The organism is Sinomonas sp. R1AF57 (assembly GCF_002224485.1).
In the GTDB taxonomy this organism is placed as follows: Bacteria; Actinomycetota; Actinomycetes; order Actinomycetales; family Micrococcaceae; genus Sinomonas; species Sinomonas flava.
Genome location: NZ_CP022463.1, coordinates 2,377,693 through 2,402,691, shown reverse-complemented (window position 1 = coordinate 2,402,691; position 24,999 = coordinate 2,377,693). Strand labels below are relative to the sequence as shown.

The 24,999-nt window shown below is 71.9% G+C and carries 21 protein-coding genes and 1 tRNA gene; 13 read left to right on the top strand and 9 right to left on the bottom strand.

Going from position 1 to position 24,999, the window contains the following annotated elements; translation table 11 throughout:
* Position 1 precedes the first annotated feature (1 nt).
* Complete coding sequence (locus tag CGQ25_RS18470) at positions 2–2,215, bottom strand: S8 family serine peptidase (RefSeq protein WP_255405254.1); 2,214 nt, start codon at positions 2,213–2,215, stop codon at positions 2–4.
* 167 nt (positions 2,216–2,382) lie between these two features.
* Between CGQ25_RS18470 and CGQ25_RS11015 the strand changes: the two genes are divergently transcribed.
* The 7 genes from CGQ25_RS11015 (at position 2,383) to CGQ25_RS10985 (ending at position 13,355) form a co-directional block, all read left to right on the top strand.
* Complete coding sequence (locus tag CGQ25_RS11015) at positions 2,383–3,519, top strand: GuaB3 family IMP dehydrogenase-related protein (protein ID WP_208709663.1); 1,137 nt, start codon at positions 2,383–2,385, stop codon at positions 3,517–3,519.
* 34 nt (positions 3,520–3,553) lie between these two features.
* Positions 3,554–5,275, top strand: coding sequence for a glycerol-3-phosphate dehydrogenase/oxidase (locus tag CGQ25_RS11010; RefSeq protein WP_208709661.1), 1,722 nt, complete (start codon positions 3,554–3,556; stop codon positions 5,273–5,275).
* Between the two features lie 4 nt (positions 5,276–5,279).
* A complete protein-coding gene (locus CGQ25_RS11005; RefSeq protein ID WP_208709659.1) occupies positions 5,280–5,771 on the top strand; it encodes a PTS sugar transporter subunit IIA in 492 nt (163 codons plus the stop codon).
* Between the two features lie 60 nt (positions 5,772–5,831).
* On the top strand, positions 5,832–6,662 hold the full coding sequence (locus CGQ25_RS11000) for an SURF1 family protein (protein ID WP_208709657.1): 831 nt from the start codon (positions 5,832–5,834) through the stop codon (positions 6,660–6,662).
* A complete protein-coding gene (locus CGQ25_RS10995; RefSeq protein ID WP_208709655.1) occupies positions 6,659–7,144 on the top strand; it encodes a DUF3817 domain-containing protein in 486 nt (161 codons plus the stop codon). Before CGQ25_RS11000 ends, CGQ25_RS10995 begins: the two co-directional genes overlap by 4 nt.
* A 148-nt stretch (positions 7,145–7,292) precedes the next feature.
* Entirely contained in the window at positions 7,293–8,843 is a 1,551-nt protein-coding gene (gene guaA, locus CGQ25_RS10990; RefSeq protein ID WP_208713045.1) for a glutamine-hydrolyzing GMP synthase, read from the top strand.
* 162 nt (positions 8,844–9,005) lie between these two features.
* Positions 9,006–13,355: a DUF4011 domain-containing protein gene (locus CGQ25_RS10985; RefSeq protein ID WP_208709653.1), complete on the top strand. Its 4,350-nt coding sequence runs from the start codon at positions 9,006–9,008 to the stop codon at positions 13,353–13,355.
* A gap of 44 nt (positions 13,356–13,399) precedes the next feature.
* Here the strand turns inward: CGQ25_RS10985 and cpaB are convergent, their stop codons facing one another.
* The 3 genes from cpaB to CGQ25_RS10970 all read right to left on the bottom strand — a co-directional run bounded on the left by cpaB (position 13,400) and on the right by CGQ25_RS10970 (position 15,297).
* A complete protein-coding gene (gene cpaB / locus CGQ25_RS10980) occupies positions 13,400–14,164 on the bottom strand; it encodes a Flp pilus assembly protein CpaB (RefSeq protein ID WP_208709651.1) in 765 nt (254 codons plus the stop codon).
* Positions 14,165–14,258: 94 nt separating this feature from the next.
* Complete coding sequence (locus CGQ25_RS10975) at positions 14,259–14,522, bottom strand: FmdB family zinc ribbon protein (protein WP_208709649.1); 264 nt, start codon at positions 14,520–14,522, stop codon at positions 14,259–14,261.
* A gap of 139 nt (positions 14,523–14,661) precedes the next feature.
* On the bottom strand, positions 14,662–15,297 hold the full coding sequence (locus CGQ25_RS10970) for a 5-formyltetrahydrofolate cyclo-ligase (RefSeq protein ID WP_208709647.1): 636 nt from the start codon (positions 15,295–15,297) through the stop codon (positions 14,662–14,664).
* A gap of 40 nt (positions 15,298–15,337) precedes the next feature.
* Here CGQ25_RS10970 and galU point away from each other — a divergent pair, with 40 nt between their 5' ends.
* The 5 genes from galU (at position 15,338) to CGQ25_RS10945 (ending at position 19,006) form a co-directional block, all read left to right on the top strand.
* Entirely contained in the window at positions 15,338–16,258 is a 921-nt protein-coding gene (galU, locus tag CGQ25_RS10965; protein WP_208709645.1) for a UTP--glucose-1-phosphate uridylyltransferase GalU, read from the top strand.
* A gap of 7 nt (positions 16,259–16,265) precedes the next feature.
* Positions 16,266–16,886 carry a GNAT family N-acetyltransferase gene (locus tag CGQ25_RS10960; protein WP_208709644.1) on the top strand — a complete coding sequence of 207 codons (621 nt, stop codon included), beginning with the start codon at positions 16,266–16,268 and terminating at the stop codon, positions 16,884–16,886.
* A gap of 141 nt (positions 16,887–17,027) precedes the next feature.
* Positions 17,028–17,984, top strand: coding sequence for a hypothetical protein (locus CGQ25_RS10955; RefSeq protein WP_208709642.1), 957 nt, complete (start codon positions 17,028–17,030; stop codon positions 17,982–17,984).
* 75 nt (positions 17,985–18,059) lie between these two features.
* Positions 18,060–18,863, top strand: a complete 804-nt coding sequence (locus tag CGQ25_RS10950) for an SDR family oxidoreductase (RefSeq protein WP_208709640.1) — start codon at positions 18,060–18,062, stop codon at positions 18,861–18,863.
* A 70-nt stretch (positions 18,864–18,933) separates the two neighbouring features.
* Positions 18,934–19,006 (top strand) — tRNA-Ala (locus CGQ25_RS10945).
* Between the two features lie 101 nt (positions 19,007–19,107).
* Here CGQ25_RS10945 and CGQ25_RS10940 read toward each other — a convergent pair.
* The 4 genes from CGQ25_RS10940 to CGQ25_RS10925 form a co-directional block, all read right to left on the bottom strand.
* On the bottom strand, positions 19,108–20,109 hold the full coding sequence (locus tag CGQ25_RS10940) for a malate dehydrogenase (protein WP_255405253.1): 1,002 nt from the start codon (positions 20,107–20,109) through the stop codon (positions 19,108–19,110).
* Positions 20,110–20,203: 94 nt separating this feature from the next.
* Complete coding sequence (gene corA / locus CGQ25_RS10935; RefSeq protein WP_208709638.1) at positions 20,204–21,202, bottom strand: magnesium/cobalt transporter CorA; 999 nt, start codon at positions 21,200–21,202, stop codon at positions 20,204–20,206.
* A 21-nt stretch (positions 21,203–21,223) separates the two neighbouring features.
* Positions 21,224–21,739 (bottom strand): Lrp/AsnC family transcriptional regulator, encoded by a 516-nt coding sequence (locus CGQ25_RS10930; RefSeq protein ID WP_208709636.1) that lies wholly within the window; start codon positions 21,737–21,739, stop codon positions 21,224–21,226.
* Between the two features lie 70 nt (positions 21,740–21,809).
* Positions 21,810–23,051, bottom strand: a complete 1,242-nt coding sequence (locus tag CGQ25_RS10925; RefSeq protein ID WP_208709634.1) for an MFS transporter — start codon at positions 23,049–23,051, stop codon at positions 21,810–21,812.
* Between the two features lie 109 nt (positions 23,052–23,160).
* On the opposite strand from CGQ25_RS10925, the gene CGQ25_RS10920 reads away from it, so the two are divergent.
* Complete coding sequence (locus tag CGQ25_RS10920) at positions 23,161–24,144, top strand: LysR substrate-binding domain-containing protein (protein ID WP_208709632.1); 984 nt, start codon at positions 23,161–23,163, stop codon at positions 24,142–24,144.
* 10 nt (positions 24,145–24,154) lie between these two features.
* Here CGQ25_RS10920 and CGQ25_RS10915 read toward each other — a convergent pair whose 3' ends face one another.
* Positions 24,155–24,985: an aldo/keto reductase gene (locus CGQ25_RS10915; RefSeq protein WP_208709630.1), complete on the bottom strand. Its 831-nt coding sequence runs from the start codon at positions 24,983–24,985 to the stop codon at positions 24,155–24,157.
* Positions 24,986–24,999 lie beyond the last annotated feature (14 nt).

The window sequence follows — 24,999 nt, the reverse complement described above, 5'->3', positions numbered from 1 at the left end:
GTCAGGGGAGGGTGAGGCCGTTCCAGCCCCAGCCGACCTGGGTGCGGGTGAGCCAGCCGCCGGTGCCGTTGCCGGGGTAGAGGTAGAGGCCTCCGGAGGCGGTGTCGCGGGCGAGGATGTCGTTCTTGCCGTCGCCGTTGAAGTCGCCGATGCCGAGGATGGCGTTCATGACGCCCCAGCCGGAGCCGACCTGGGTGCGGGTGCCGAAGCCTCCGGTGCCGGTGCCGGGGTAGAGCCAGAGGGCGCCGTTGGCGTCGCGGGCGAGGACGTCGCTCTTGCCGTCGCCGTTGAAGTCCCCGGTGCTGGTGATGGCGTTCATGGTGTCCCAGCCCCAGCCGACCTGGGTGCGGGTGGCGAGGGTGCCGGTGCCGGTGCCGGGGTAGAGCCAGAGGGCGCCGGTGGTGTCGCGGGCCAGGAGGTCGCTCTTGCCGTCGCCGGTGAAGTCTCCGGGGGCGGTGATGAGGTTGGCGGTGCCCAGGGCGGTGGCGAGCTGGGTGCGTGCCTTCCAGCCGCCGGTGCCGTTGCCGGGGTAGAGCCAGAGGGTGCCGTTGGTGTCGCGGGCGACGAGGTCGCTGATGCCGTCGCCGTCGAGGTCGCGGGTGGCGGTGGTCAGGGACAGGCCGGTCCAGGTTCCGGAGCTGATGCGGGTGAGCCAGCCGCCGGTGCCGTTGCCGGGGTAGACCCAGCCGGTGCCGCCGGACTCGATCGCCACGACGTCGTTCTTGCCGTCCTTGGTGTAGTCCTTCCACGGAACCACCGCGGGCACATTCGGCGCGGGGACCGGCGCATTGATCAGGGCCATGGTCGCCGTCGCGTCGGAGAGCCCAGCACCGCAGCCCAGCGAGCAGCCGGGGAGGGGGCGGGCCCCCTGCTTGAGCGTCGACTCCACCTGCGCAGGGGTGAGCGAGGGATTCGCCGACTTCAGCAGCGCCGCCAGGCCGGCAACGTGCGGGGCGGCCATGGACGTGCCCTGGTAGAACGCGTACGCCGGGTCCGCGGGCACCGTCTTGCCCGTGTTGAGGGTCGAGAGGATGCCCCCTCCCGAGACGCGCACGTCTCCGCCCGGCGCCGTGAGGTCCACCGAGGCGCCGTAGTTGGAGTAGTAGGAGAGACCCCCGCTCGGGTTGCTCGCCGCGACCGTGACGACGTTCGCGCAGTTGGCCGGGCGCACGTTCGCGGCGTCCTGCGCCTCGTTCCCGGCGGCCACGACCACTGTGGTGCCCCGGGCGACCGCGGCGTCGATCGCGTTCTGGTACGTGGCCCCGCACGTCCCGGGGCCGCCGAGGCTCATGTTGACCACGGCGGCGGGGAAGAGGTTCGGGGGGACGCCGGCCACGTCCCCGCCCGCGGCCCACACGATGGCATCGGCGATGTCCGAGAGCATGCCCCCGCATTTGCCCAGCACCCGCAGCGGTTCGACGCGGGCGTCGGGCGCGGTCCCGGCGACTCCCGTGCCGTTGCCCGTCACGGCCGCCACCGTCCCCGCCACATGGGTGCCATGCCACGACGAGTTCGCGGCCGCCGTCCCGCCGCATTCCCCGGCCGCGTACCAGTCGCCCTCGTCCTGCGGGAACGGGTCGCGGCCGTCGCCGTCGCGCGCCGTTGCCGGGTCGGAGACGAAGTCATAGCCGGGCAGGACGTTCGCGTCGAGGTCGGGGTGGGCGGTGATGCCCGTGTCGAGGACGGCCACGACGGCGCCGGTCCCTGTCGAGACGTCCCACGCGCCGGGGATGCGCATCCCGTTCGTCCCGCTGAAGTCCCACTGCTGCGGGTATCCCGGGTCGTTGGGTGTCAGGCTCGCCGTCATGCGGGCGTCAGGCTCGACGTACTCGATCGCGCCCGAGGCCGCCAGATCGTTCATGAAGCCGGTGGCCTCGGCGTCGTCGAGCGTCCTGTCCACGGCGATGAGGGTCGCGCCCGTCGCGAGCGTGCGGACCTCGCGGGGGCTGATCCCCAGCCGCTGGGCCGCGCGGCCCCAGGCCTTGGCCCGCTCGCTCGCGCTGGCGCTCGGGGGGCCGGGCCTGTACTGGGCGATGAACTGCGAGTAGCGCTGCCCCGGGAGGGCGTTCTGGACGCTGGCCGCCGGCGCGGACGACGGCGGGGCCGTGCCTCCCGCGTCCGGCGCGGCCGTCGCGGGGGTGGCCGAGACGGCGCCGGCGGCGGCGAGTGCTGCAGCCGCGACCGCGACCTGGATACGACGTGCGATGTTCCCCATGGCTCTCCTCGTGGTGGTGGCCTCGGAACAGCAGACCACACTACGCACCCTGTCACATTCTGTAAATGGCTCTTCGCCTTCTGTCACCTTGCGCAGCCGCATGCCTCGACGCGGCGAGGAGGCGGCCGGGACCGGGGCAGGGCGAGCCGCTCACGTAAGCTAGGGCCGTGACTTACGAGATCGAGATCGGCCGCGGCAAGCGCGGGCGCCGCGCCTATTCCCTCGACGACATTGCGATCGTCGCGAACCGCCGGACCCGCGACCCCCAGGACGTGTCCGTCTCGTGGCAGATCGATGCGTACCGCTTCGAGATGCCGGTGATCGCCGCTCCGATGGACTCCGTCATGTCGCCGGCCTCGGCCATCACGATGGGCAAGCTCGGCGGCCTCGGCGTGCTCGACCTCGAGGGGCTGTGGACCCGCTACGAGGACCCGCAGCCTGTGCTCGAGGAGATCTCGGGCCTGAGGGGAGAGCCCGCGGGCTCGGCCGTCACGCGCAGGCTCCAGGAGATCTACACCCAGCCCGTGAATCCGGAGCTCATCACGGCGCGCCTGGAAGAGATCCGCGCCTCGGGCGTCACGGTCGCGGGCGCCCTCACGCCGTCGGGCACCGTCCAGCACTACAAGACCGTCCTCGCCGCCGGCGTCGACCTCTTCGTGATCCGCGGCACCACCGTCTCGGCCGAGCACGTCTCCAAGAACCAGGAGCCGCTCAACCTCAAGAAGTTCATCTACGAGCTCGACGTCCCCGTGATCGTCGGCGGCGCCGCCGGCTACACCCCGGCCCTGCACCTCATGCGCACCGGCGCCGCGGGCGTCCTGGTCGGCTTCGGCGGAGGCGCGACGACGACGACCCGCCGCGCGCTCGGCATCCACTCGCCGCTCGCCTCGGCGATCAGCGATGCCGCTGCCGCGCGCCGCGACTACATGGACGAGTCCGGCGGCCGCTACGTGCACGTGATCGCCGACGGCGGGATGGGCACCTCGGGCGACATCGTCAAGGCCATCGCGATGGGGGCGGACGCCGTCATGCTCGGCTCCGCGCTCGCCCGCGCCGAGGAGGCGCCCGGCCGCGGATGGCACTGGGGTGCGGAGGCGCACCACCTCGAGACGCCGCGCGGAGAGCGCGTCAACGTCGGCACGGTCGGGCCCATGGAGGAGGTCCTCTTCGGTCCCGGCCATCACACCGACGGCACGAGCAACCTCATCGGGATGCTCCGCCGCGCCATGGCCACCACGGGGTACTCGGACCTCAAGGAGTTCCAGCGGGTCGACGTCGTCGTCTCGCCGCACTCCGGGAGCTGACGGACCCGACCACGCGAATCAGGGGGCACCGACCATGACAGGACAGCTCAGCCCGGAATACCGCGACGCCTCGCTCGCCCGTCTGCGGGAGAGCGTCGAGCCCGGCAAGGAACTCGATGTCCTGATCGTCGGCGGCGGGATCGTCGGCGCCGGCGCCGCCCTCGACGCCGCGACCCGCGGGCTCGAGGTCGGGATCGTCGAGCAGCGCGACTGGTCCTCGGGGACGTCGTCGCGCTCCTCGAAGCTCATCCACGGCGGCCTGCGCTACCTCGAGATGCTCGACTTCGGGCTCGTGCAGGAAGCGCTCCAGGAGCGCAGCCTGCTGCTGACCCGCATCGCGCCGCACCTGGTCCGCCCGGTGCCGTTCCTCTACCCGCTCACCCACCGCTTCTGGGAGCGCCCCTACGTCGGCATGGGGATGCTCCTCTACGACACGCTCGGCCTCACGGGCGGGCGCTCGAACGGCGTCCCGGTCCACAAGCACCTGTTCAGGCGCGGCACCCTGCGCGCGGCCCCGAGCCTGCGCGACGACGTGATGGTCGGCTCCGTGCGCTACTACGACGCGCAGGTCGACGACGCCCGCATGGTCGTGAACGTCGTGCGCACCGCGGCGCACTACGGCGCCCACGCCGTGAACCGGCTCGCCGTCGTCGACTTCCTCCACGAGGGCGAGCACGTCGTCGGGGCCCGCGTGAAGAACCAGGAGGACGGCACGGAGTTCGACATCCGGGCCAAGCAGGTCATCAACGCCACCGGGGTGTGGACCGACGAGACGCAGGCCCTCGTGACCGACCGCGGCCAGCTCAAGGTCCGGGCGTCCAAGGGCATCCACCTCGTCGTCCCGCGTGACCGCTTCCAGTCCACCGTCGGGCTCATCCTGCGCACCGAGAAGTCGGTGCTGTTCGTCATCCCGTGGGGCCGCCACTGGATCATCGGCACCACGGACACCGACTGGAGGCTCGACAAGGCCCACCCGGCGGCGTCGAGCAAGGACATCGACTACGTCCTCGAGCGGGTCAACAAGGTCCTCAAGCGGCCGCTCACCCGTGAGGATGTCGAGGGCGTGTACGCGGGACTCCGGCCGCTCCTCGCGGGCGAGAACGACTCCACCGCGAAGCTCTCCCGCGAGCACGTCGTCGCCCATCCGGTGCCGGGCCTCGTCGTCGTCGCCGGGGGCAAGTTCACCACCTACCGGGTGATGGCCCGGGACGCCGTGGACGAGGCCACCCGAGCCATGGACGAGCGCGTCCCCGCCAGCTGCACCGACCGCATTCCCCTCCTCGGCGCGGACGGCTTCCGCGCAGTCTGGAACCGCCGCCAGCGGCTCGCCGACCGGGCCGGCGTCCACGTCGCGAGGGTCGAGCACCTCCTCAACCGGTACGGGTCGCTCGCGGGGGAGGTCCTAGACCTCATCAAGGCCCGGCCCGAGCTCGCCGAGCCCCTCCCGGGGGCCGACGACTACCTCGGCGCCGAGGTCGTGTACGCCACCACCCACGAGGGCGCCCGGCACGTCCACGACGTCCTGACCCGACGCACGCGGATCTCCATCGAGGCCTGGGACCGGGGCGTCTCTGCCGTCCCGGTGGTCGCCGACCTCATGGCGCCGCTGCTCGGCTGGAGCCAGGTCCAGAGGGACAACGAGGTGGCCCACTACCTCGCGCGAGTCCGCGCCGAGCGCCTGAGCCAGCAGCAGCCGGACGACGAGTCCGCGGACGCCGCCCGGATGGGGGTCGACGACATCCTCCCGGTAAAGTAGGCCCATGCCCCAAGGACCATTCGACCGCTATGACGCCCAGCTCACCACGCCGGGCCTGGTCATCCTCGAAATGGTCGCGGAGGACCGGGTGGATGCGGCCCGCCAGCTCGCAGCGAGGCTGTACGCCGAAGGGCGGATCGACGACCTCGACGCGTTCCTGGCCGACGTCAGCGCGCGCGAGCACCAGCTCGCCACTGGCCTCCCGGGAGGGATCGGGCTTCCCCATGCCCGGAGCCAGCACGTCACCGTGCCGTCCATCGCGGTCGGGGTGACGAAGTACGGGCACGCCCTCGACTTCGGTGCCCTCGACGGCCCCGCCAACGTGGTCCTCCTCATCGCGACGCCCGCGGCGTCCTTCTCTGCGCACCTGGAGGTCCTCGCCGACCTCGCCCGCTCGCTGTCCAAGGAGGGCTACCGCGAGTCGCTCCGGCGGGCGAACGACGCGGACATCATCTCCGAGCTGATCAACTCCTCGCTCGTCTTCGCCGACCACTAGGGGATCCCCCGGGCCGGGGCCATTTGGGTTTTCTACAGCTTGTCGGAGTACCGTTAATGGGTGCTCCGTACCGCCCTCAAACCCAAGTGGATCGCGGCCCTGGTGGGAGCGCTCCTCGTCTCGTGGGTTTTTGTGGCCCTCAGCCAGTGGCAGTTCTCCCGCTCCGTGTCGGAGGCGCCGCCAGCTGTGTCGACGACCGAGGAGACGCGCCCGCTCACCGGCGTCCTCGACCCCGGGCAGTTCTTCCCCGCCACCGCCGCTGACCAGATGGTCACCGCGACCGGGTCCTTCGATGCCTCCCGTCAGGTCCTCGTCCGCGACCGGCTGCAGGACGGCCGCAAGGGATGGTGGGTCGTCAGCGCGTTCACGGTCGACGGCGCGCCCCAGGTCGGGGGCGAGGGCGGCACCGTCATCCCGGTGGCGCGAGGCTGGATTGCCTCCCCCGAGCAGGCGGGCCCGCCGCCGTCGGGCGCGGTGCGCCTCACCGGGAGGCTCCTGCCCTCGGAGGCTCCCAAACCGGTCCAGGACGCATTCGACGGCGAGGTCGGCGCCCTCTCGGTCGCCCAGCTCATCAACCTGTGGGACGTGCCCAGCTACCCGGGCTTCGTGACCGCCACCGAGACCGTGGCGGCGTCCGACGGGCATCCCCTGCCCGCGCAGGGCAGCCTCGAGCCGCTCTCGGTGGCCGCCCAGCCGGCTGAGCAGCCGGTGAACTGGCTCAACATCTTCTACGCCGTCGAGTGGGTCGTGTTCGCAGGCTTCGCCCTCTTCCTGTGGTGGCGCCTCGTGCGGGATGACTACGAGCGGACCCAGGACGCCCTCGCCGATGCGCGGGCAGACGCAGAGTCGGAGGGAAGCCCCCAGCCGACCGAGACCGGAGGAACACCGTGATCGAACCCAAGCCCGCGACCGGCGGCACCACAGGGCAGCGCCGCTTCGGCGGAACCGTCGCCCAGATCCGCTCGGCCCTGAAGTTCTACCGCGTGCTCGCCTACGCGACGGGCACCATGCTGCTCCTGCTGTGCGCCGAGATGATCGCCCGCTACGGCTTCGGGAAGTTCCTCTATGCCGGCGGCACCGACGCTTTCACCGGCGCGCCCTTCGGCTTCGGATTCGCGGACGCCGAGCCGGCCGGGGTCCTCGGCGGGCTGAACGTGTCCCTCGCGATCCTCATCGTCCACGGCTGGATGTACGTCGTGTACATCATCTCGAACTTCCGCCTCTGGTCGCTCATGCGCTGGCCGTTCGGACGCTTCGTGCTCATGGCGCTCGGCGGCGTCGTGCCGTTCCTGAGCTTCTTCGTCGAGAAGCGCATGCATGCCGAGGCCGAGCGCGAGCTCGAGGCGCACCCGGACGCCGGCCAGCGCTACTGACGATCCGGGGGTGGCGGGGTCCCGCGGGGATGAGACGCAGGCCACCGCGGCCACGGGCGGCCGCGGGTGTTCCGCTACCCTAGATAGGGTGACTACAGCTTCCCAGACCTCGGCGGAATCGCACCCGGTGCAGACCGCCCACAGGCCGGTGCTGGTGGTGGACTACGGGGCCCAGTACGCGCAGCTCATCGCGCGCCGCGTGCGCGAGGCCAACGTGTATTCGGAGATCGTCCCGCACACGCTGACCACCGAGCAGATCCTGGCCAAGAATCCCGCCGCCATCATCCTCTCCGGGGGACCCTCGAGCGTCTACGCCGAGGGCGCCCCGCGCGTCGGCGCCGACCTCTTCGAGGGCGGCGTGCCGGTCTTCGGCATCTGCTACGGGTTCCAGGCCATGGCCAATGCCCTCGGCGGCACCGTGGCGCAGACGGGGCTGCGCGAATACGGCTCGACTGTCGCGACCGCCGTCGGCGACCCGCATTCCCTCCTGGCCGGCATCCCGGCGGTCCAGAACACGTGGATGAGCCACGGAGACTCGGTGCACACCGCGCCTGAGGGCTTCGAGATCCTCGCCACGACTGCGGGGGCGCCCGTCGCTGCGTTCGTGAACCCGGAGAAGTCCCTCGGCGGTGTCCAGTGGCACCCGGAGGTCAAGCACTCCGAGTTCGGACAGAAGGTCCTCGAGAACTTCCTCTTCGAGGTGGCCGGGCTCGAGCCCAACTGGACCACGGGCAACATCGTCGAGGAGCAGGTCGAGCGGATCCGCCAGCAGGTCGGCCACGCGCGCGTCATCTGCGGCCTGTCCGGCGGCGTCGACTCTGCCGTCGCCGCAGCACTCGTCCAGCGCGCTGTCGGCGACCAGCTCACCTGCGTCTTCGTCGACCACGGCCTCCTCCGCGAGGGCGAGGCAGAGCAGGTCGAGCGCGACTTCGTCGCCGCTACGGGCGTCAACCTGTATGTCGCGAACGAGCAGGAGCGCTTCCTGTCCGCTCTTGCGGGCGTCACCGATCCGGAGCAGAAGCGAAAGATCATCGGGCGCGAGTTCATCCGTGCCTTCGAGGAGGCCGAGCGGGCCATCATCGCCGAGGCCAAGGCCTCCGGCGAGCAGATCAAGTTCCTCGTCCAGGGCACGCTCTACCCCGACGTCGTCGAGTCCGGCGGGGGCGAGGGCGCGGCCAACATCAAGAGCCACCACAACGTCGGGGGGCTCCCCGAGGACCTCCGCTTCGAGCTCGTCGAGCCGCTGCGGACGCTCTTCAAGGACGAGGTCCGTGCCGTGGGCCGCCAGCTGGGCCTGCCCGAGGAGATTGTCGGCCGCCAGCCGTTCCCGGGGCCTGGCCTCGGCATCCGCATCGTCGGAGAGGTCACGGCGGAGCGGCTCGAACTCCTCCGCAAGGCCGACGCGATCGGCCGCGCCGAGCTCACGGCCGCCGGCCTCGACAACGAGGTCTGGCAGATGCCCGTGGTCCTCCTCGCCGACGTCCGCAGCGTGGGCGTCCAGGGCGATGGCCGCACCTACGGCCACCCGATCGTGCTGCGCCCCGTCTCGAGCGAGGACGCCATGACCGCCGACTGGTCCCGGCTCCCCTTCGACCTGCTCGCTCGGATCTCGAACCGCATCACCAACGAGGTCGACGGGGTCAACCGGGTCGTTCTGGACGTCACGAGCAAGCCCCCGGGAACCATCGAATGGGAATAGCCCCCTCGGGCCCCGCACGGCCGGCACTCCGCTTCTGGAGCGCCGGCCGTCGCTCTGTGCGCTGGCCTTCCGCCGGTTTCCGGCCACGGCCGCGGCCATGTTTCCGCAACCCACAGCGTTGCACGGCCCGGGAGCGGGTCTTGACAGGCTAACCTCGAAGCTATGCCGAGATGGTCCACAGGCAAGCGAGCCAGCGCCCTCGCTGGCGCGGAGGAGAGCCCACACGTGTCCGAGACGACGAATCCGGAGGCCGACGCCCGCCTCGAGGCGTGGCTGTCCGCGCTGCCCGGCGTCACGGGCCCGGACACGATGCTCTCCTACTACCCGGGCGCCGACGGAAGCATCGACCTGACGCACGCGCACGCCTCCGGGCTCGCGCAGCTCCTGGCCGGCCGCCGGACCCGCCTCTCCACACTGCTGCGGGACCGGCAGGAGTACACCCGTGCCGCCCGCGCGGCCCGGAACCTGCGGGCGAAATCGTACGAGCTCGCCAACGAGCGCGGAGTGGACGCCGGCCACCTCGCTGCAGGCCTCGCGAGCTGGACCTCCGCGGTCGGCGGGCGCCCCCGCCGGGTCAGTGCACCCGTGCTGCTCGCCGCCGTCGCGCTCACCGTGCGGCCAGAGCAGGACGACTTCGAGCTCAAGCTCACCGAGCAGGCTCGCCTCAACCCCGCCCTCGTGCGGCACCTCCGCTCGGTGCACCGGATGGAGGTCGACGTCGCGGCGATCGAGCGCTCGGCCTACAGCACGGCACGCCTCGACCCGCAGCCTGTCATCGAGCGCGTCCGTGCGCTCCTCCACCCCATTGCCGGCGCCCAGGTCGACCCGCGGCTCCTCGTCTCGACGTTCGCCGACCTCGAGGAGTCCCTCGAGGACCCGTCGATCACCTCGGCGCACCCCGTCCTGGCTGCGCTCGCCTCCACGGATGGCTCGCTCCATCCCGCCCCGGAGCCGCTCGATGTGGACCGCTTCCCGGGACTGGACGAGCGGGACCCGGCGGACGAGTTCCTCGTCCTCGACGCCGACGAGGACCAGCAGCTCGTCGTCGACGCGGTCAGGGACGGGCAGTCGCTCGTGGTGGAGGCACCGCCCGGGACGGGACAGACCCAGACGGCAGTGAACGCCCTCGCGGCCCTGGTCGATGCCGGCCGGTCCGTGCTGGTGGTGGCCGAACGGCGCGCGAGCCTCGCCGAGCTGCACCGCGCGTGCGAATCCCTCGGGCTCGGCTCCCTCGTGCTGCAGCTCGGGGCAACGATCACGGCAGGCCAGCTGCGCCAGCAGATCGTCCGCGCGATCGTGCGCAACGAGAAGTCGGAGAAGCCGCGGCTCGAGAACATCCACCGCGTGCTGCGGGAGCGCCGGCACCAGCTGGTCGACCATGTCGCGTCCCTCCACAACGTGCGCGAGCGCTGGGGCTGCTCGCCCTACCAGGCCATGCAGTCCCTCGCGGCCCTCACGTCCCTCCATCCGGCTCCCGCCACGACCGTGCGGCTCAAGCGCAGCGTGCTGGACAGCATCAAGGACCGGGCCGAGCTCAGCGAAAGGCTCCGCAGGGCCGCCGAGCTCGGAAGCTTCAGCCCTGAGGCTGCGGACAGCCCCTGGCACGGCGCCCGGCTGCTGACCCGGCGCGAGACGGACGACGCGCGCGAGCTCGCGAGCCGCCTGGCGGAGGACGTTCCCGCCCTGGGAGAGCGCATGGCCGCCGTGGCGGAGCATGCGTCGATCCGGCTCGAGACGACGGTCGGCGGCTGGGGCGAGCAGCTCGAGCTCCTGGTCGCGGTGCGGGAGAGTCTGGACAAGTTCACCCCGGACATCTTCGACAGGCCGGTCAACGACCTGATCGCCGCGACGGCCCCCTCCGCCTGGCGCAGGGAACGCGGCATCGAGGTGACCGCGATGCAGCGCTCGCGCCTCCGCCGGGTGGCGAAGGAGTACGTCCGCCCGGGCGTCCACCTGGCCGACCTCCACAGCTCGCTCATCCTCGTGCAGGCCCAGCGGGAGCGCTGGGCAGCGTATGCGACGTCGCAGCGGCACCCCTCGGTGCCCTCCGGCCTTGCGGAGCTCCGGGAGGCGTACGTCGCCGCTGCCAAGGGCCTCGACCGCCTCGGCGCCGTGCTGCGCCCCACGGCGGGCGGTGGGCGCCTCCTCGAGGCCCCGGTCGAGCAGCTGAAGGCCCGGCTCGCTGCCCTGGCCGAGGACTCGCCGACCCTCCAGTCGCTCCCGGAGCGGACCCTGCTTGAGGACCAGCTCCGCGAACGCGGACTCGGGGACCTGCTGGCCGACCTGTCCGAACGTGAGGCGCCCGCATCCGTCGTCGCCGCCGAGCTCGAGCTCGCGTGGTGGCAGTCGGTCCTCGAGGCCATGATCAGCGGCGACGACTATCTGGCCATGTCCGACGGCGAGCAGCTCCGCAGGGCCGAGTCCGAGTTCCGGCGCGCCGACCGCGCCCACATCGCCAGCGGGAGCGCCAAGCTCAGGTGGAGGCTTGCCCGCGAGTGGGCAGACGCGATCGAGCGCCACCCGCGGGAGGCCGACGCGCTGAGGTCCCTGCTCAAGGACGGGCGCATCAGCCTGGCCGCCCTCGAGCGCCAGTCGCCCCGGCTCCTGCGGCCGTTGGTCCCGGTCTGGACCTGCAGCCCCTATGCCCTCTCGGCCGCGCTGCCGGCCGACCATCGGTTCGACGCCGTCGTCATCCTCGATGCGGACTCCATGCCGCTCAGGGCGGCCCTCCCGGCCGTGGGCCGGGCCACCCAGGTCGTTGCCTTCGGTGACGCGCAGGTGGCCAATCCCCGTCCGTTCTCCGTGGGCGTCGAGCAGCAGCCCGGCCAGGCGCCGACGGCCCCGGTCGAGAGCGCCCTCGGAGCGCTCAAGCGCGTGCTTCCGCGGGGTGCCCTGCGGACGGTGTACCGCGGCGTCGATGAGGACCTCGGGCTCCAGCTCAGCCACCGCTTCTACAACGGCGCCCTCCGCGCGCTCCCGGACGGGCCGAGCGTGACGGGCCTCGACCGTCCGTTCGTGCTCGAGTACCTTCCCGACGGCACGGGGCTGCCGAGCGGGGAGGACGGCGGTGTCGAGTCCGTGGCGGCGGAGGTGAACAGGGTCGTCGACCTCGTCTTCGAGCACGCGTACCACCGGCCGGGAGTCTCGTTGGGCGTCGTCACGGCGAGCGCCCACCATGCTGCCCGGATCGGGGAGGCAATCCGCCTCCAGATGGCCAACCACCCCGACCTGGGGGACTTCTTCAGTGGGGGAGACGAGCCGTTCCGGGTCGTGCACGTCGACCGCGCCGGGGGGCTCGTCCGGGACCACGTCATCTTCTCGCTCGGGTTCGGCCGGACGCCCCATGGCCGGGCGATGCACCACTTCGGTCCCCTCAGCGAGCCGGGAGGCCGCCGCCGCTTCGCCCTCGCCATGAGCCGTGCGCGGCACAGCATGCACGTGCTGAGCTGCTTCCAGCCCTCCGAACTGGATGTCACTCGCCTCAGCGAGGGCGCAGTGGACTTCTACGAGTTGCTCGACCGTGAGATCGCGGGCACCACGGATCTCGGGACGAGGGCAACCCGCGCCGCAGCGAGCGCTGAGGCGCTCGGTGCCGACCCGCTCGTGACCGACCTCGGTGACCGGCTTGCGTCCCGCGGGGCCCGGGTCTGGCACCACTACGACGGCGCGGTCGACATGGCGGCGGCCATAGACCCGCTCCTGACCATGGGCCGCGACGACCATGAGGCGAGCATCCCCGTCGCCGTGGAGTCCGACGGGACAGAGCGCTACCGGCGCATGAGCGTGCGCGAGCGCACCCGGCAGAGGCCGGAACTGTTCGAGCGGCTCGGCTGGAAGCATATGACGCTGTGGACGATCGAGGTGTTCACGGACCCGAGCAGCTGTGCGGACATGATCGCGGCGGACCTCGGCCTCGAGACCCACGCCGACGAGGGCGGTTCCGCCGGTTTCCTCCTCGGGACGCCCGCCGACATCGCCTCGCGCGTCGACAGCGCCATCGAAGCGCGCACCGGCAGCGACCCCTATGGTGCTCGCGAAGGGGAGTCCACCCCGTCCGAGGCCCACACACGAGGCAGCCACGCCGCCGACGACACCGACCTGGCCGCGCCGCTGCACGTGGACCAGCACGGGGCCCAGGGAGAGGAGGCCAGCGGCATGGACGCTGAAGCCAGCGAGCCGAGGCCGGACGAGCGCGAGGCTCCTGGGGAGCCCGTGGGGGCGGAGGAATCCGACGCCTCCGCCGACGCAGCACCCGAAGCCCCCGAGGCCGACTCCGGAGCGGCGCCCGAGGGCGGCGCGCTGTCCGAGGACGGAGTGGCCGACGAGGCTGAGGCGCCGCTGCGGAGGCCCCGCGGCCAGCGCCGGGTCAGCGTCCCCGGGACAGGCCCGACCTCCGCGGACGAGGACGAGACGCCGGCCGAGTCCGGCCGGCGACGCGCCGACTGGTCTGCGTACCGTGAACGCGACCGCGACAGGTGGCTCAAGGAACAGCGGCCCCCTCACTGGGGGTGAACTCGCGCCGGGCCTGAGGAGGCCTCCGGATGCCGCCGGGGCTGTCACCTCGGGCCGGCCTCGACAAGCACGAAGAAGACCTTCCCGCGCGTCGACGCCCCCGCGATGCGGAGGGCCTGCTCGGGCGAGGCCGCGACGACCAGGAGGCCCTCCGCCTCCCGTTGTCCCAGCCACGCCCCGGCCGCGCTTCCCGGAGCTCCGGCCCCCGTGGACAGTACCGGGACGCGCGCGGCGAGAGTCGTCCCGGCGGCCGCCTGCCCACCGGTGTCAGGGCTGAGCACGAGGTCGACGAGCTGGCCCGGGCTCAGGAGGCCTATGGAGCCGGGATCTGCGATGCGAACGGGCACTGCCGCGGTGCCCGGTGGAGTTCCCGTCAGCAGTCCCGGACCCACGAGCGAGGCGTCGGTGATCGGCTCGCCGCGCCGCACGGGGCCAGCCATCCGCTGCCCCGAAAGCCGCGAAGGGTCCGGCTCGGCGCCCTGAGGCATGGAATCGGCCGGGAGGCGCGACAGCCTGATGTCAGCGGGGGAGAGGGTCGCGCCTGAGGCCACGTCATGCGCTGCGACCGCCACGGGAACCATCGCGGCGGAGGCAGGGGTCAGCTGGTAGACGGCAGCGCCGGCCGCAAGGCACAGGAACGCTGCGGCGAGGGTCCGCCGCCGCCGGTCGATGAACCGTCGCAGCGGACCACGGTCGGCTGCTGCCCACGGCGTGGGTCGTCTCCTGGCCGAGCCGCGGACAGGCGCCTGGCCCCGCGGAGTGTGTGAGTGCGGAGCGCGGCCGCTACGGGCGGAGGCGGATCGGGTCATGCACCGACGCTAGGAGCGCAGCATTGCCCGAGGCGACCGCCCGCCGTCGTATGTGGACGACACGCCGGCCGCGGATCCTGTGGAGGAGAAGGTGTCAGCTGGCGGCCGCGGCCGGTGCCTTGTCCGACGAGCCCGAGGACTTCTCCGAGGAGCCGGAGGAGGCCGGAACGCTGCTGCTGCCGCTGCGGGAGTCCGTGCGGTAGAAGCCGCCGCCCTTGAAGACGACACCCACACTGTTGAACTTCTTGCGGAGCGTGCCGCCACACTCGGGGCAGACGGTCAGCGAGGCGTCGCTGAACGACTGGACAGTCTCGAACGCGTGGTTGCAGTCTTTGCAGGCGTAGGCGTATGTAGGCACTAGAACTCCTTCATGGGCACGGCGGAGGCCATGGACCACCTCTGCGGCGTCATCGCGCTCATTGGCAGTCATAGGCCTCGACTGCCAATTCTAACAGCCGGGGCGCTTGCTCTATTCCGGCTATCCCGGGCCCTGCGGCTCAGGAAGGCTTCGGCCACAGCGCCCGCAGCGCCGAGGGCGTCACCGCAGCGCCGACCCGGCGGTCGAGCGCCTCAACGGGCACTGCCTCGGCCGGGAGCACCTCGTTGTCGAACACCACGGCCGCCGTCGGCGGGCGCAGGCCGAGCCCCTCGAGCCGCGCGAGGAACCGGTCGTAGTACCCGCCGCCCTGCCCGAGCCGTCGGCCTTCGGTATCGAGGGCCGTCGCTGGGAGGAGCACCGCGGCGAGAGGCGAGCGCGCGCCGTCGCCCGTGGCGAGTTCCTCGGTGGTGAGCACAGGCCCGACAGGTTCCTGCACGGGCGCGAACCGGCTCCGGGCGAAGGGAATGCCCGGGGCCCACTGGACCCACGCGAGCTGCCGTTCCGGCAGGCACACGGGAAGGAACACCCGCAGCCCCGCGCTGTGGAGCCGTTCCAGGAGCGGCGCGGTGGGCGGCTCCGCCCCAACACCGAGGTACGCCGTCAGCGTTCCCCCCTCGGGGACATGGGCGAGAGCCCATTCGAGCCCGTGCGCGGCGAGCAATTCGCCAGCGGCGGCACGGCGTTCCGGGTCCGCTGCGCGGCGCTCGGCCCAGATGGCTGAGCGCAGGGCGGACTTCTCCTCTGCGGCCTGCATGCCCCGACTCTAATCGAGAGTCGTCGTATAGAGTGTCAGCGTGTCTACAAGCTCTGCCGTGAAGAAAGCCGTCATCCCCGTGGCCGGCCTCGGCACCCGCTTCCTGCCGGTGACGAAGGCGATGCCGAAGGAGATGCTGCCTGTCGTCGACAAGCCCGCGATCCAGTACGTGGTCGAAGAGGCTGTCGGAGTCGGCATCTCGGACATCCTGATGATCACTGGGCGCAACAAGCGCGCCCTCGAGGACCACTTCGACCGTGTGCCCTCGCTCGAGGCGACACTCGAGGCCAAGGGTGACAGCAAGAAGCTCGCGGCGATCCAGCAGTCGAACAACCTCGGCGACATCCACTACGTCCGCCAGGGCGATCCGAAGGGACTCGGCCACGCGGTGCTGTGCGCCGAACGCCACGTCGGCAAGGAGCCGTTCGCGGTGCTGCTCGGCGACGACCTCATCGACGAGCGCGACGAACTCCTCGCAGAGATGATCCGCGTCCAGCAGGCCACCGGCGGGTCCGTCGTGGCTCTCATGGAGGTCCCCCAGGACCAGGTCTCGGCGTACGGGTGCGCCGACGTCGAGCAGGTCGAGGGCGAGGACTACGTCCGCGTCCACGGCCTCGTCGAGAAGCCCGCGCCGGAGGACGCTCCGAGCAATCTCGCAATCATCGGCCGCTACGTGCTGCACCCCGCCGTCTTCGAGGTGCTCCACCACACGGAGCCCGGGCGCGGCGGGGAGATCCAGCTCACGGATGCACTTCAGACCCTCGCCCGGCGCGAAGGCGAGGGCGGTGGCGTGTACGGCGTGGTGTTCCGCGGGCGGCGGTACGACACCGGTGACAAGCTGTCCTACCTCAAGGCCGTAGTGACCCTGGCGTGCGGTCGGGACGAATTCGGCTCGGAACTTCGCTCGTGGCTCGAGGGATTCGTGGCGGACGGGGCGGACCAGCCCACCGCGACGTCCTGACCGGCCGATGTGGGGTTCGGGCCTGTGGCCCGTGACGCTCCGCAGCGGCGACCTCGCGCTCAGGCCCCTGCGTCAGGCAGACAGGTCGGAGTGGATGGCGCTGCGGGGCCGCAACAAGGAGTGGCTAGCGCCGTGGGAGGCGTCGAATCCGCAGCCTGAGGGGGGCCTGCCGACCTTCCGTGAGATGGTCCGCTCCCTGACCCATCAGGCCCGCGAGGGTTCTGCCCTTCCCTTCGTCATCACACTGGACGAGCCGCGTGCCCGGCGAGCTCCCATCGTCGGCCAGCTGACCGTGTCCTCGATCGTGTGGGGCTCGGCGCTCACCGCCACGCTGGGCTACTGGGTCGACAAGGGGCACGCGGGGCGGGGAATCGCTCCGACCTCCGTGGCGCTCGCCACGGACCACTGCTTCAGTGAGCTCGGACTGCACCGTATGGAGATCAACATCCGGCCCGAGAACGCGGCCAGCCTCCGCGTCGTGGAGAAGCTGGGGTTCCGCTACGAGGGACTCCGTCCGCGGTTCCTCCACATCAACGGTGCCTGGGCCGACCACGAATCCTTCGCGCTGACGGTCGAGGAAGTCCCGCCGGGCGGCCTCCTCGGCCGGTGGCTGGCCTCCCGCGGCTGACCGACGCACGACGGCGCGTGCCCGCCTTCACGCCGGATCGCGGCGGCACGCCCGGGGCACCCCCCATCGCCTGCGGGGGTTCTCGCGACACACCGAAGGTAATCCGGCACCGGCCCCGAGGATACTCCTACGGTTTCAGGTATGGATTTCGCCCTCAGCAGTTCGATGGTGCTCGGCGCGGCCGTGCTCCTGTGGCTGCTGTGGGTTGCCCCCTACCTCCTCAAGAGGCGCAGGCCGCCCCGCGCCGCCGCTGAGGCCGCACTGCTTTCCGAGGCGGCGCCGGGGGACCCTCAGGACGGCGGCCTGGCCGGCGCAGCTTCCTCCTTGGACCTTGACCCCGCTGTCCGGTCGGCAGGGTCGGAGCGGGCCGGTAAGCTCCAGGACCACGATGCCGGGGCTCCCGCCGCCTCCGCCGCGGCGAGCAGGACAGCTCCGCGCCCGTTCCGGATCCGGTGGGGACGGGTCGTCCTCGCCGGCATCGGCCTGGCGATGCTCCTGGCGTCGGTCGTCTGCCTGGGCCTCCTGGTCCTCGGCGTGCCGCTCTGGCTCCCGCTCGTGTTCGCTGCCGGTACGGCGGCCTCAGCCACCGTGCTGCGCTCCCTCGCCGTCCGCGACCAGCGCCGGCGCGTCGATGCCGCGTTCCGTGCCGCCATGAGGGAGCCCGGACCCGCGCCGGCCCAGCGTCAGCGTCCGCCCGCTCCGAGCGAGGTGTTCGACCGGGGGGACAGCCCCGCGCCCGCTCCGAAGGTCCTCACCCGGGAGGAGTTGCGCGCCGTCGCCCTCGAAGTGGCCCGTGCGTCGCAGGCGAGTGCCGATGCGGCGGCCAAGGCCAGCGGTGCCGACTCGGAGGAGACCTGGGTGCCTGTCGGCGTGCCCAAGCCGTCGTACATGGACGCGGCCAAGGCGGAGCGTCCCGAGCCGGAGCCGCTCCCTGCCCGGGAGGATCCGAAGCCCGAGGGCCGTCCTGTCCTGAAGCCCACGCCCGAGGCTCCGGAGCCCGCCTCCGTGCCCGGCGTCCCGGCGCTTGCGCCCCGCCCCACCGGGCAGGCCGGCGCGCTGGGCAATCTCGACGACGTGCTGCGCCGACGCCGCGCCTGATCTCGGTTCATCGGCCCCCATTCTGCCGTCGCCGCCCCTGATCCAATGCCCGGTCCTGCGGGTAGGCTTCGGCACGTGGCTCTTCTACTCGTCGCCGGCGGGACCGGTGCGGCAGGGCGGGCAACCGCACGCGAGGCGCTCGGGCGGGGCTGGCAGGTGAGGTCGCTCAGCAGGACCCTGCCTGCGCCGACGAGGGTGCTCGACGGCGTCGAGTACGTGCGCGCGGACGCCGCCTCGGGCAGCGGCCTGGCGGCGGCACTCGACGGCGTGGAGGTCGTCATCGATACCCTCGAGGCGCGTCGTGGCCGGGCGCTCAGGGGCTACCCCCTCGCTGGGAGGCGCCTCCTCGACGCGGCGAGGGGATCCGGCGTGGACAGGGCGGTCTCAGTTTCGATCATGGCCTGCGACCAGTTCCCCTTGCGGTACTACAGGTCCAAGGTGGCCAAGGAGCAGGTCTACGCTGCGCACGCCTTGCCTACGACGGTCGTTCGGTGCGGGCAGTTCCACGATGTGCTGGGGTCCCTGTTCGAGAGGGGAGAGCGCTTCGGATTCCTTCCCATACTCCCGCAAGCCCGGCTGCAGCCGATCGACCTCTCCGACGTCGCCCGCGCCCTGGTGGATGCGGCGCAGGCCCCGGCCGGCGGGTTCCTCCTGACTGCCGCCTGCGGTCCCGAGGTACGCTCGATGCGCTCGCTCGCCGGGGCCTGGCGGACCGCGACGGGATCCACCGCGAGGGTCGTCGACCTGCCCGTGCCGGGCAGGATCGGCCGCTCCCTGGCCGAGGGCCGCAACCTCATGGCGGACGCCGCCTTCGGGACCGTGACGTTCGAGCAGTGGCTCGCGCGTAGGGCCATTGCCCGCGCCGATCCGCGCGGCTGAGACCCCTCTGGGGAAGGCCTTCCCGATTTGGATTTTGGCCCCCTGCCCAGTAACGTAGTTCCCGCACCGAGGGGTCTTAGCTCAGTTGGTAGAGCGCTTCGTTCGCATCGAAGAGGTCAGGGGTTCAAATCCCCTAGGCTCCACAGCTGCCCGCAGAAGGCGCACAGAAAGGGCCCCAGCCTGTACGGCTGGGGCCCTTTCTGCTGTCCCGATGTCTTCGCCGGGTCCGCTCCCGCGCCGGTGTTCAGCCCAGGAGGCCGAGCTCCCTGACGGCATCGCGCTCGGCCTCGAGCTCGGCCACAGACGCGTCGATCCGCTCCCGGGAGAACGGCGGCACCTCGAGGCCCTGGACGATCTCCCACGCCCCACCGCTGCTGCGCACCGGGAACGAGCTGACGAGGCCTTCGGGAACGCCGTACGACCCGTCCGAAAGGACCCCCGCCGACGTCCACCGGTCCGGCGTCCCGAGGACCCAGTCTCGGACATGGTCGATGGCGGCGCTTGCCGCAGAGGCCGCCGACGATGACCCCCGCACCTCGATCACCTCGGCACCGCGCTTCGCGACCCGCGGGATGAAGTCGCCCTCGATCCACTCCTCGTCGACCAGCGAGGGCACGGGCTGACCGCCGGCGGTGGCGTGGGTGAGGTCCGGGTACTGGCTCGCCGAGTGGTTCCCCCAGACAGTCACCCCCTCGATCTCCTCAGTGCGGCAGCCGAGCTTGACCGCAAGCTGGGCCAGGGCCCGGTTGTGGTCCAGCCTCGTCATCGCGGTGAAACGGTCGCCGGGGACATCGGGCGCATGGGCCGCGGCGATGAGCGCGTTCGTGTTCGCCGGGTTGCCCACGACGAGGACGCGGACGGAGTCCGCCGCATGGTCGTTGATGGCGCGCCCTTGCGGGCCGAAGATGCCGCCGTTGGCTGCGAGGAGGTCTGCCCGTTCCATTCCCGCCGTGCGGGGCCGGGCACCGACCAGGAGCGCCACGTGGGCGCCGTCGAACGCCGCCGCTGCACTGTCCGTGACATCGACGGAATCGAGCAGCGGGAACGCGCAGTCGGCGAGCTCGAGCGCCGTTCCCTCGGCCGCGCGCACGGCGGCCGGGACCTCCAGGAGCTTCAGCCGGATGCGGGTGTCGGGACCGAGCATCGCGCCGCTCGCGATCCGGAACAGCAGCGCGTAGCCGATCTGGCCGGCGGCGCCGGTGACGGTCACCGTCATGGCATGGGATGGTGCGGCTGACTCGGGCATGGTCCTCCTCGCTCGCGGGCAGACGCGGCGCGGTGGGGCGCCGCACCGCCAGCCTAGCCGCCCCGGACCGGCCCCGGGAGGACGCCGACGACGCTCACAGCCACTTCTTCCGCTTGAAGATGAGCCAGAGGACGAAGCCCGCCACCACCATGAGCCCGAGGGCCCACGGGTAGCCGACGGGCCACTCGAGCTCGGGCATGTTCTTGAAGTTCATCCCGTAGATGCCGGCCACGAGGCTCGGGGCGAAGAAGATCGCCGCCCACGAGGAGATCCTCTTGACCTGCTCGTTCTGTTCGGCGGCGGCCTCGTTCTGGCGGTTGGTGGTGAGGGTGCCGTCGAGCACGAGGGCGTTCTGGAGGATCTCGCGGAAGCCGTCGGCGCGGGAGATGAGCTGCTCGACGTGGTCGTGGACGTCCCGGAGCCTGCGCCGCAGCTCGACATCCACCTCGTACTTGTCAAAGCCGCGCTCGAGCCCCTGCACGAGGGGGCGCAGGGGGTGGATCGCCCGTTGGAACTGGAGGACCTCGCGGGCAAGCTCGTAGATGCGCCGCGAGACCGTCGGATCGTTGGCGAAGAGCTGGTCCTCGATCTCGTCGATGTCGTTCTCGAGCCCTGCGACGACGGGCTTGTAGTCGTCGACCACCCGGTCCAGGAGCGCGTAGAGCACGGCCTCGGGCCCGCACCGCAGCAGGTCGGGTTCGGCCTCGAGCCGTTTGCGCACGAGCCCCACGCCCGCCGTCTCGGCGTGGCGGATCGTGACGACGTAGTTGGGGCCGGTGAAGACGTGCAGCTCGCCGAACTCGACCGTCTCCGTCTCGTCGACGTACCGCGCCGGCCTCAGGACCGTGAAGAGCATCTCGTCGTAGCGCTCCATCTTGGGGCGCTGGTGCGCGTGGATCGCGTCCTCGACCGCGAGGTCGTGGAGGTTGAACTCGTGGGCGACCTGCGCCATCTCGTCCTGGGACGGCCGGTACAGCCCGATCCACGCCATGCTCCCGCCGATGGCCTCGAGCGTCTCGAAGGTCTGCTCGAGGTTCTCCGGGTGGGCCGCCCGCCGACCGTCGACGTAGACGGCGTTGTCGATGATCGTCACTGGGCCATTATGTCCTCGGGCCTACTCCGGCAGCGGCCCGCGACCCGGGATCTGCTCGAAGACGAGCGTGGTCTCGGTGTGGCCCACCACGGGATCGGTCGTGAGGTTGTCGAGGACCCAGTCACGCAGTTCCTCCGTGCTGCCCACCGCGATGTGAAGGAGGTAGTCCACCGCGCCCGAGGTGTGGAAGGTCGCGAGGACGCCCGGCAGGTGCGGCACGCGGGACGTGAAGGAGTCGATCTGATCCCGGTCGTGGGCCCGGAGCCGCACGGAGATGAGCGCCTGCACGCTGCGGCCCACGGCGGCCAGGTCCACCTTGGCCTCGAAGCCCGTGATGATGCCGCGCTCGGACAGGGCCCGGGTGCGCATCAGCGCGGTCGACGGCGCGATCCCCACCCGCTCGGCGAGCTGCTTGTTCGTGATGCGCGCGTCCTCGACCAGAGCCGCCAGGATCCGCCGGTCCACCTCGTCGAGCAGTTCGCCGCCCGGCGCATGGGCCGCGGCGGTCGGGGGTCGGGACGTGCTCGGAGTCGTCAAGGGGTCTCCTCCTGAAGGGGCGCGACCCCCATGATATGCGAGCGGGGTCACGCCCTGGCGTCCCGGCGGGTCAGCGCTCGGAGTGGTGCACAGCCCAGGACGCGCCCGCCGTCGTGAGGGCGACCGCCGCGACCGAGAGCGCGAGCGCGCCCCAGCCCCACACGTGGAACACGAGGCCGCCCGCCCAGCCCAGCACGCTCGAGCCACCGTAGTAGCCCAGGTTGTACAGCGAGGCCGCCTGCGCCCTGCCCGACGCGGCGATCGCCCCGGTCCACCCCGACGCGATGCCGTGCGCGGCGAAGAAGCCCGCCGTGAAGACCAGGAGCCCGGCCAGGACCACGGGCAGCCAGTCGGCGAGCATGACGACGGCGCCCGCCGCCATCGCGACCGTGCTCGCGACCACCACGGTCCGCCGCCCGAAGCGCAGGCTCAGCCGGGCGGCGTACCCGGAGCTGAACGTGCCGGAGAGGTAGGCGAGGAAGGCGAGGCTCGCAAGGCTCGCGGGGAGCCAGAAGGGCGCGGCCTCAAGGCGGAACCCGAGGTAGTTGTACACGGCCACGAACGACCCCATGAGCAGGAACGCCTGAGTGTAGAGCATGACGAGTCGGCCGCTCCGGAGCTGGGCGCCCAGCCTCCGGGCCACCGCGCCCGCCGCGCCCCGCAGTCCGCCCGGAGCCCGAGGCGCCGGGGAGAAGCCGCGGGACGTCGGAGCGAGGGCGATGAAGGCGACGGCGGCCCCGGCGCCGAGCACCGAGACGGCCAGCACCGCGAGGCGCCAGCCGAGGACATCGGCGAGCGGGCCGGCGACGAGGCGGCCCGCTAGCCCGCCCACGGTCGTGCCGGCGATGTACGTTCCGGCGGCCATCGCGGCGTGACGGCGGCTCACCTCCTCGCTCAGGTACGCGACGGCGATCGCGGGCACCGAGCCGAGGGCGGCGCCCTCGAGGAACCGCAGCGTCAGGAGCGCATCGAAGGTCGGGGCGAGCGGGCCGGCAAGGCCCATCACGGTCGCCGCGAGGATCCCGGCGCGCATGGCCGCGACGCGTCCGATCCGGTCTGCGACGAACGACCACGGGAGCACGGCCACCGCGAGCCCGATGGTGGCGAGGGAGACCGTGAGGGCCGCCCGCGCCGGGTCCACGGAGAGGTCGGCGGAGAGCCGGGGCAGGAGGGCCTGGGTCGAGTACAGCTGCGCGAAGGTCGCGACTCCGGCGCAGGCGAGGGCGGCGATGAGCCGGCGATAGCCAGGGCTTCCCTTGGGGTGGCCGTCCCAGCGGGCTGCTGCCGGTGCTGTGCGGGGCGCTGAACTCATGCACTCCAGCCTAGGAACGGCGGGATGCATGCGTCCAATACACTGATTGCAACAACGTATACCAACCGTGCATGGTTATCGCGTACGGTCCAGCCGGAGGGAAGCTGCCGTGGAGCCCGTTCGCCCGCCCGCGCCCCTCCACGGGGAGCTCGCGCGCCTCCTGCCGCTGCTGCCGGTCCTCGACGCCGTCGGGCAGACGCGCCATGTCACCGCAGCCGCGGAGCTGCTCGGCGTGCCCCAGCCGACGGTGAGCCGGGCGCTCACGCGTGCCGCCGCCGTCGTGGGCGTGGAGCTGGTGCGGAAGGACGGCCGAGGCATCCGGCTGACGCCGGCCGCCGAACAGCTCCTCCCCGCGGTGCGCACCGCGCTCCAGGAGCTGCAGCACGGCCTCGACGCCCTCCACGAACGGCAGCTGCAGGCCCGCGGCGTGGTGCGGCTGAGCTTCCAGATGACATTCGGCGAGTCGGCGGTACCGGTGTTCGTCAGCGGCTTCCGGGCGCGGCATCCGGATGTGCGCTTCGAACTCGTCCAGGGCTCGCGGCAGCACTGCCTCGACGCGCTGGCCGAGGGGCGTGTGGACCTCTCGATCGTCTCGCCCCGGCCGGAGCCGACGCGGGACATCGACAGCGCGACCCTCCACGTGCAGCCCGTCCGGCTCGCCGTCCCCGCGGGACACCGGCTCGCCGAGCGGCGCTCGGTCAGGATGGCCGAGGTCGCCGGGGAGCCGTTCGTGGCGCTCGAACGCGGCTTCGGCATGCGCAGCATCCTCGACCGCCTCGGACGCGAGGCCGGCTTCAAGCCCGACATCGCCTTCTCCGGGCAGGACTCGCGCACCCTCCTCGGGCTTGTGTCCGCGGGGCTCGGCGTGGCCCTCGTGCCGCCGTCGAGCGGCGGGCACGGCGCCGTCTATGGATCGGTGCGCCACGGGAGCGGGCTCGGCTGGGCCGAGCTCGCCCTCGAGGACGAGGGCGCCTACCGCGAGATCGGCCTCGTGTGGCCCCGGGTCGTGGGGGAACCGCCGCAGGTGAGGATGTTCCGCGACCACGTCCTCGGCCTTGACGCCGGGCTGCTCGCCGACGCCTTCGGCCGTTAGCGCGGCGGGGTCAGTGGCCGAAGGACTCCGGGTCCGCGGCCTCGGGCCCCGTGCCGTCTAGCGCGTTGAACGCCGCGATCTCCTCGGCCGTGAGGTCGAACCCGAACACGTCCAGGTTCTGGGCCAGCCGCTCGGGGTGGGAGGACTTGGGGATTGCCACAAGGCCCTGCTGGGTGTGCCAGCGGAGGACCGCTTGGCCCGGCGTCACGCCGTGGGCCTCGGCCGCCGCGACGACCGCAGGCTCGGCGAGCAGCTCCTTGCCCCTGCCGATCGGCGTGTAGGACTCGGTGACCGTACCGTGGCCGATGTTGAACGCGCGCATGGCGTCCTTGACCCAGTACGGGCTGATCTGGAGCTGGTCCACATCGGGCGCCACCCCGGTCGCGTCGATGAGCCGCGCTGAGTGGTCCGGGAAGAAGTTCGAGACGCCGATCGAGCGGACCTTGCCCTCGGCCCGGAGCTTGATCAGGCCCTCCCATGCCGCCAGGTACGTGTCCTGGGCGGGATTCGGCCAGTGGATGAGGAACAGGTCGAGGTACTCGACCCCGAGCCGGCGCACGGCGTTCTCCCAGGCGGTGTGCACGCCGTCGACGCTGTGCCACTCGCGGTTGAACTTGGTCGTGATGAAGACGTCCCCGCGCGCCAGCCCGGAGCGGCGCAGCCCCTCGCCCACGCCGGCCTCATTGCCGTAGTTCTCGGCGGTGTCGATGTGCCGGTATCCGAGGTCGAGCGCCTTCGCGACGACGTCCGCCGCCTGGGCGTCGTCGAGGGGCCAGGTGCCGAGGCCGATCTGCGGGATGGAGTGACCGGAGGCCAGCTGGACGAGCGGGGCAGTAGTCATGTGCCCAGCCTAGG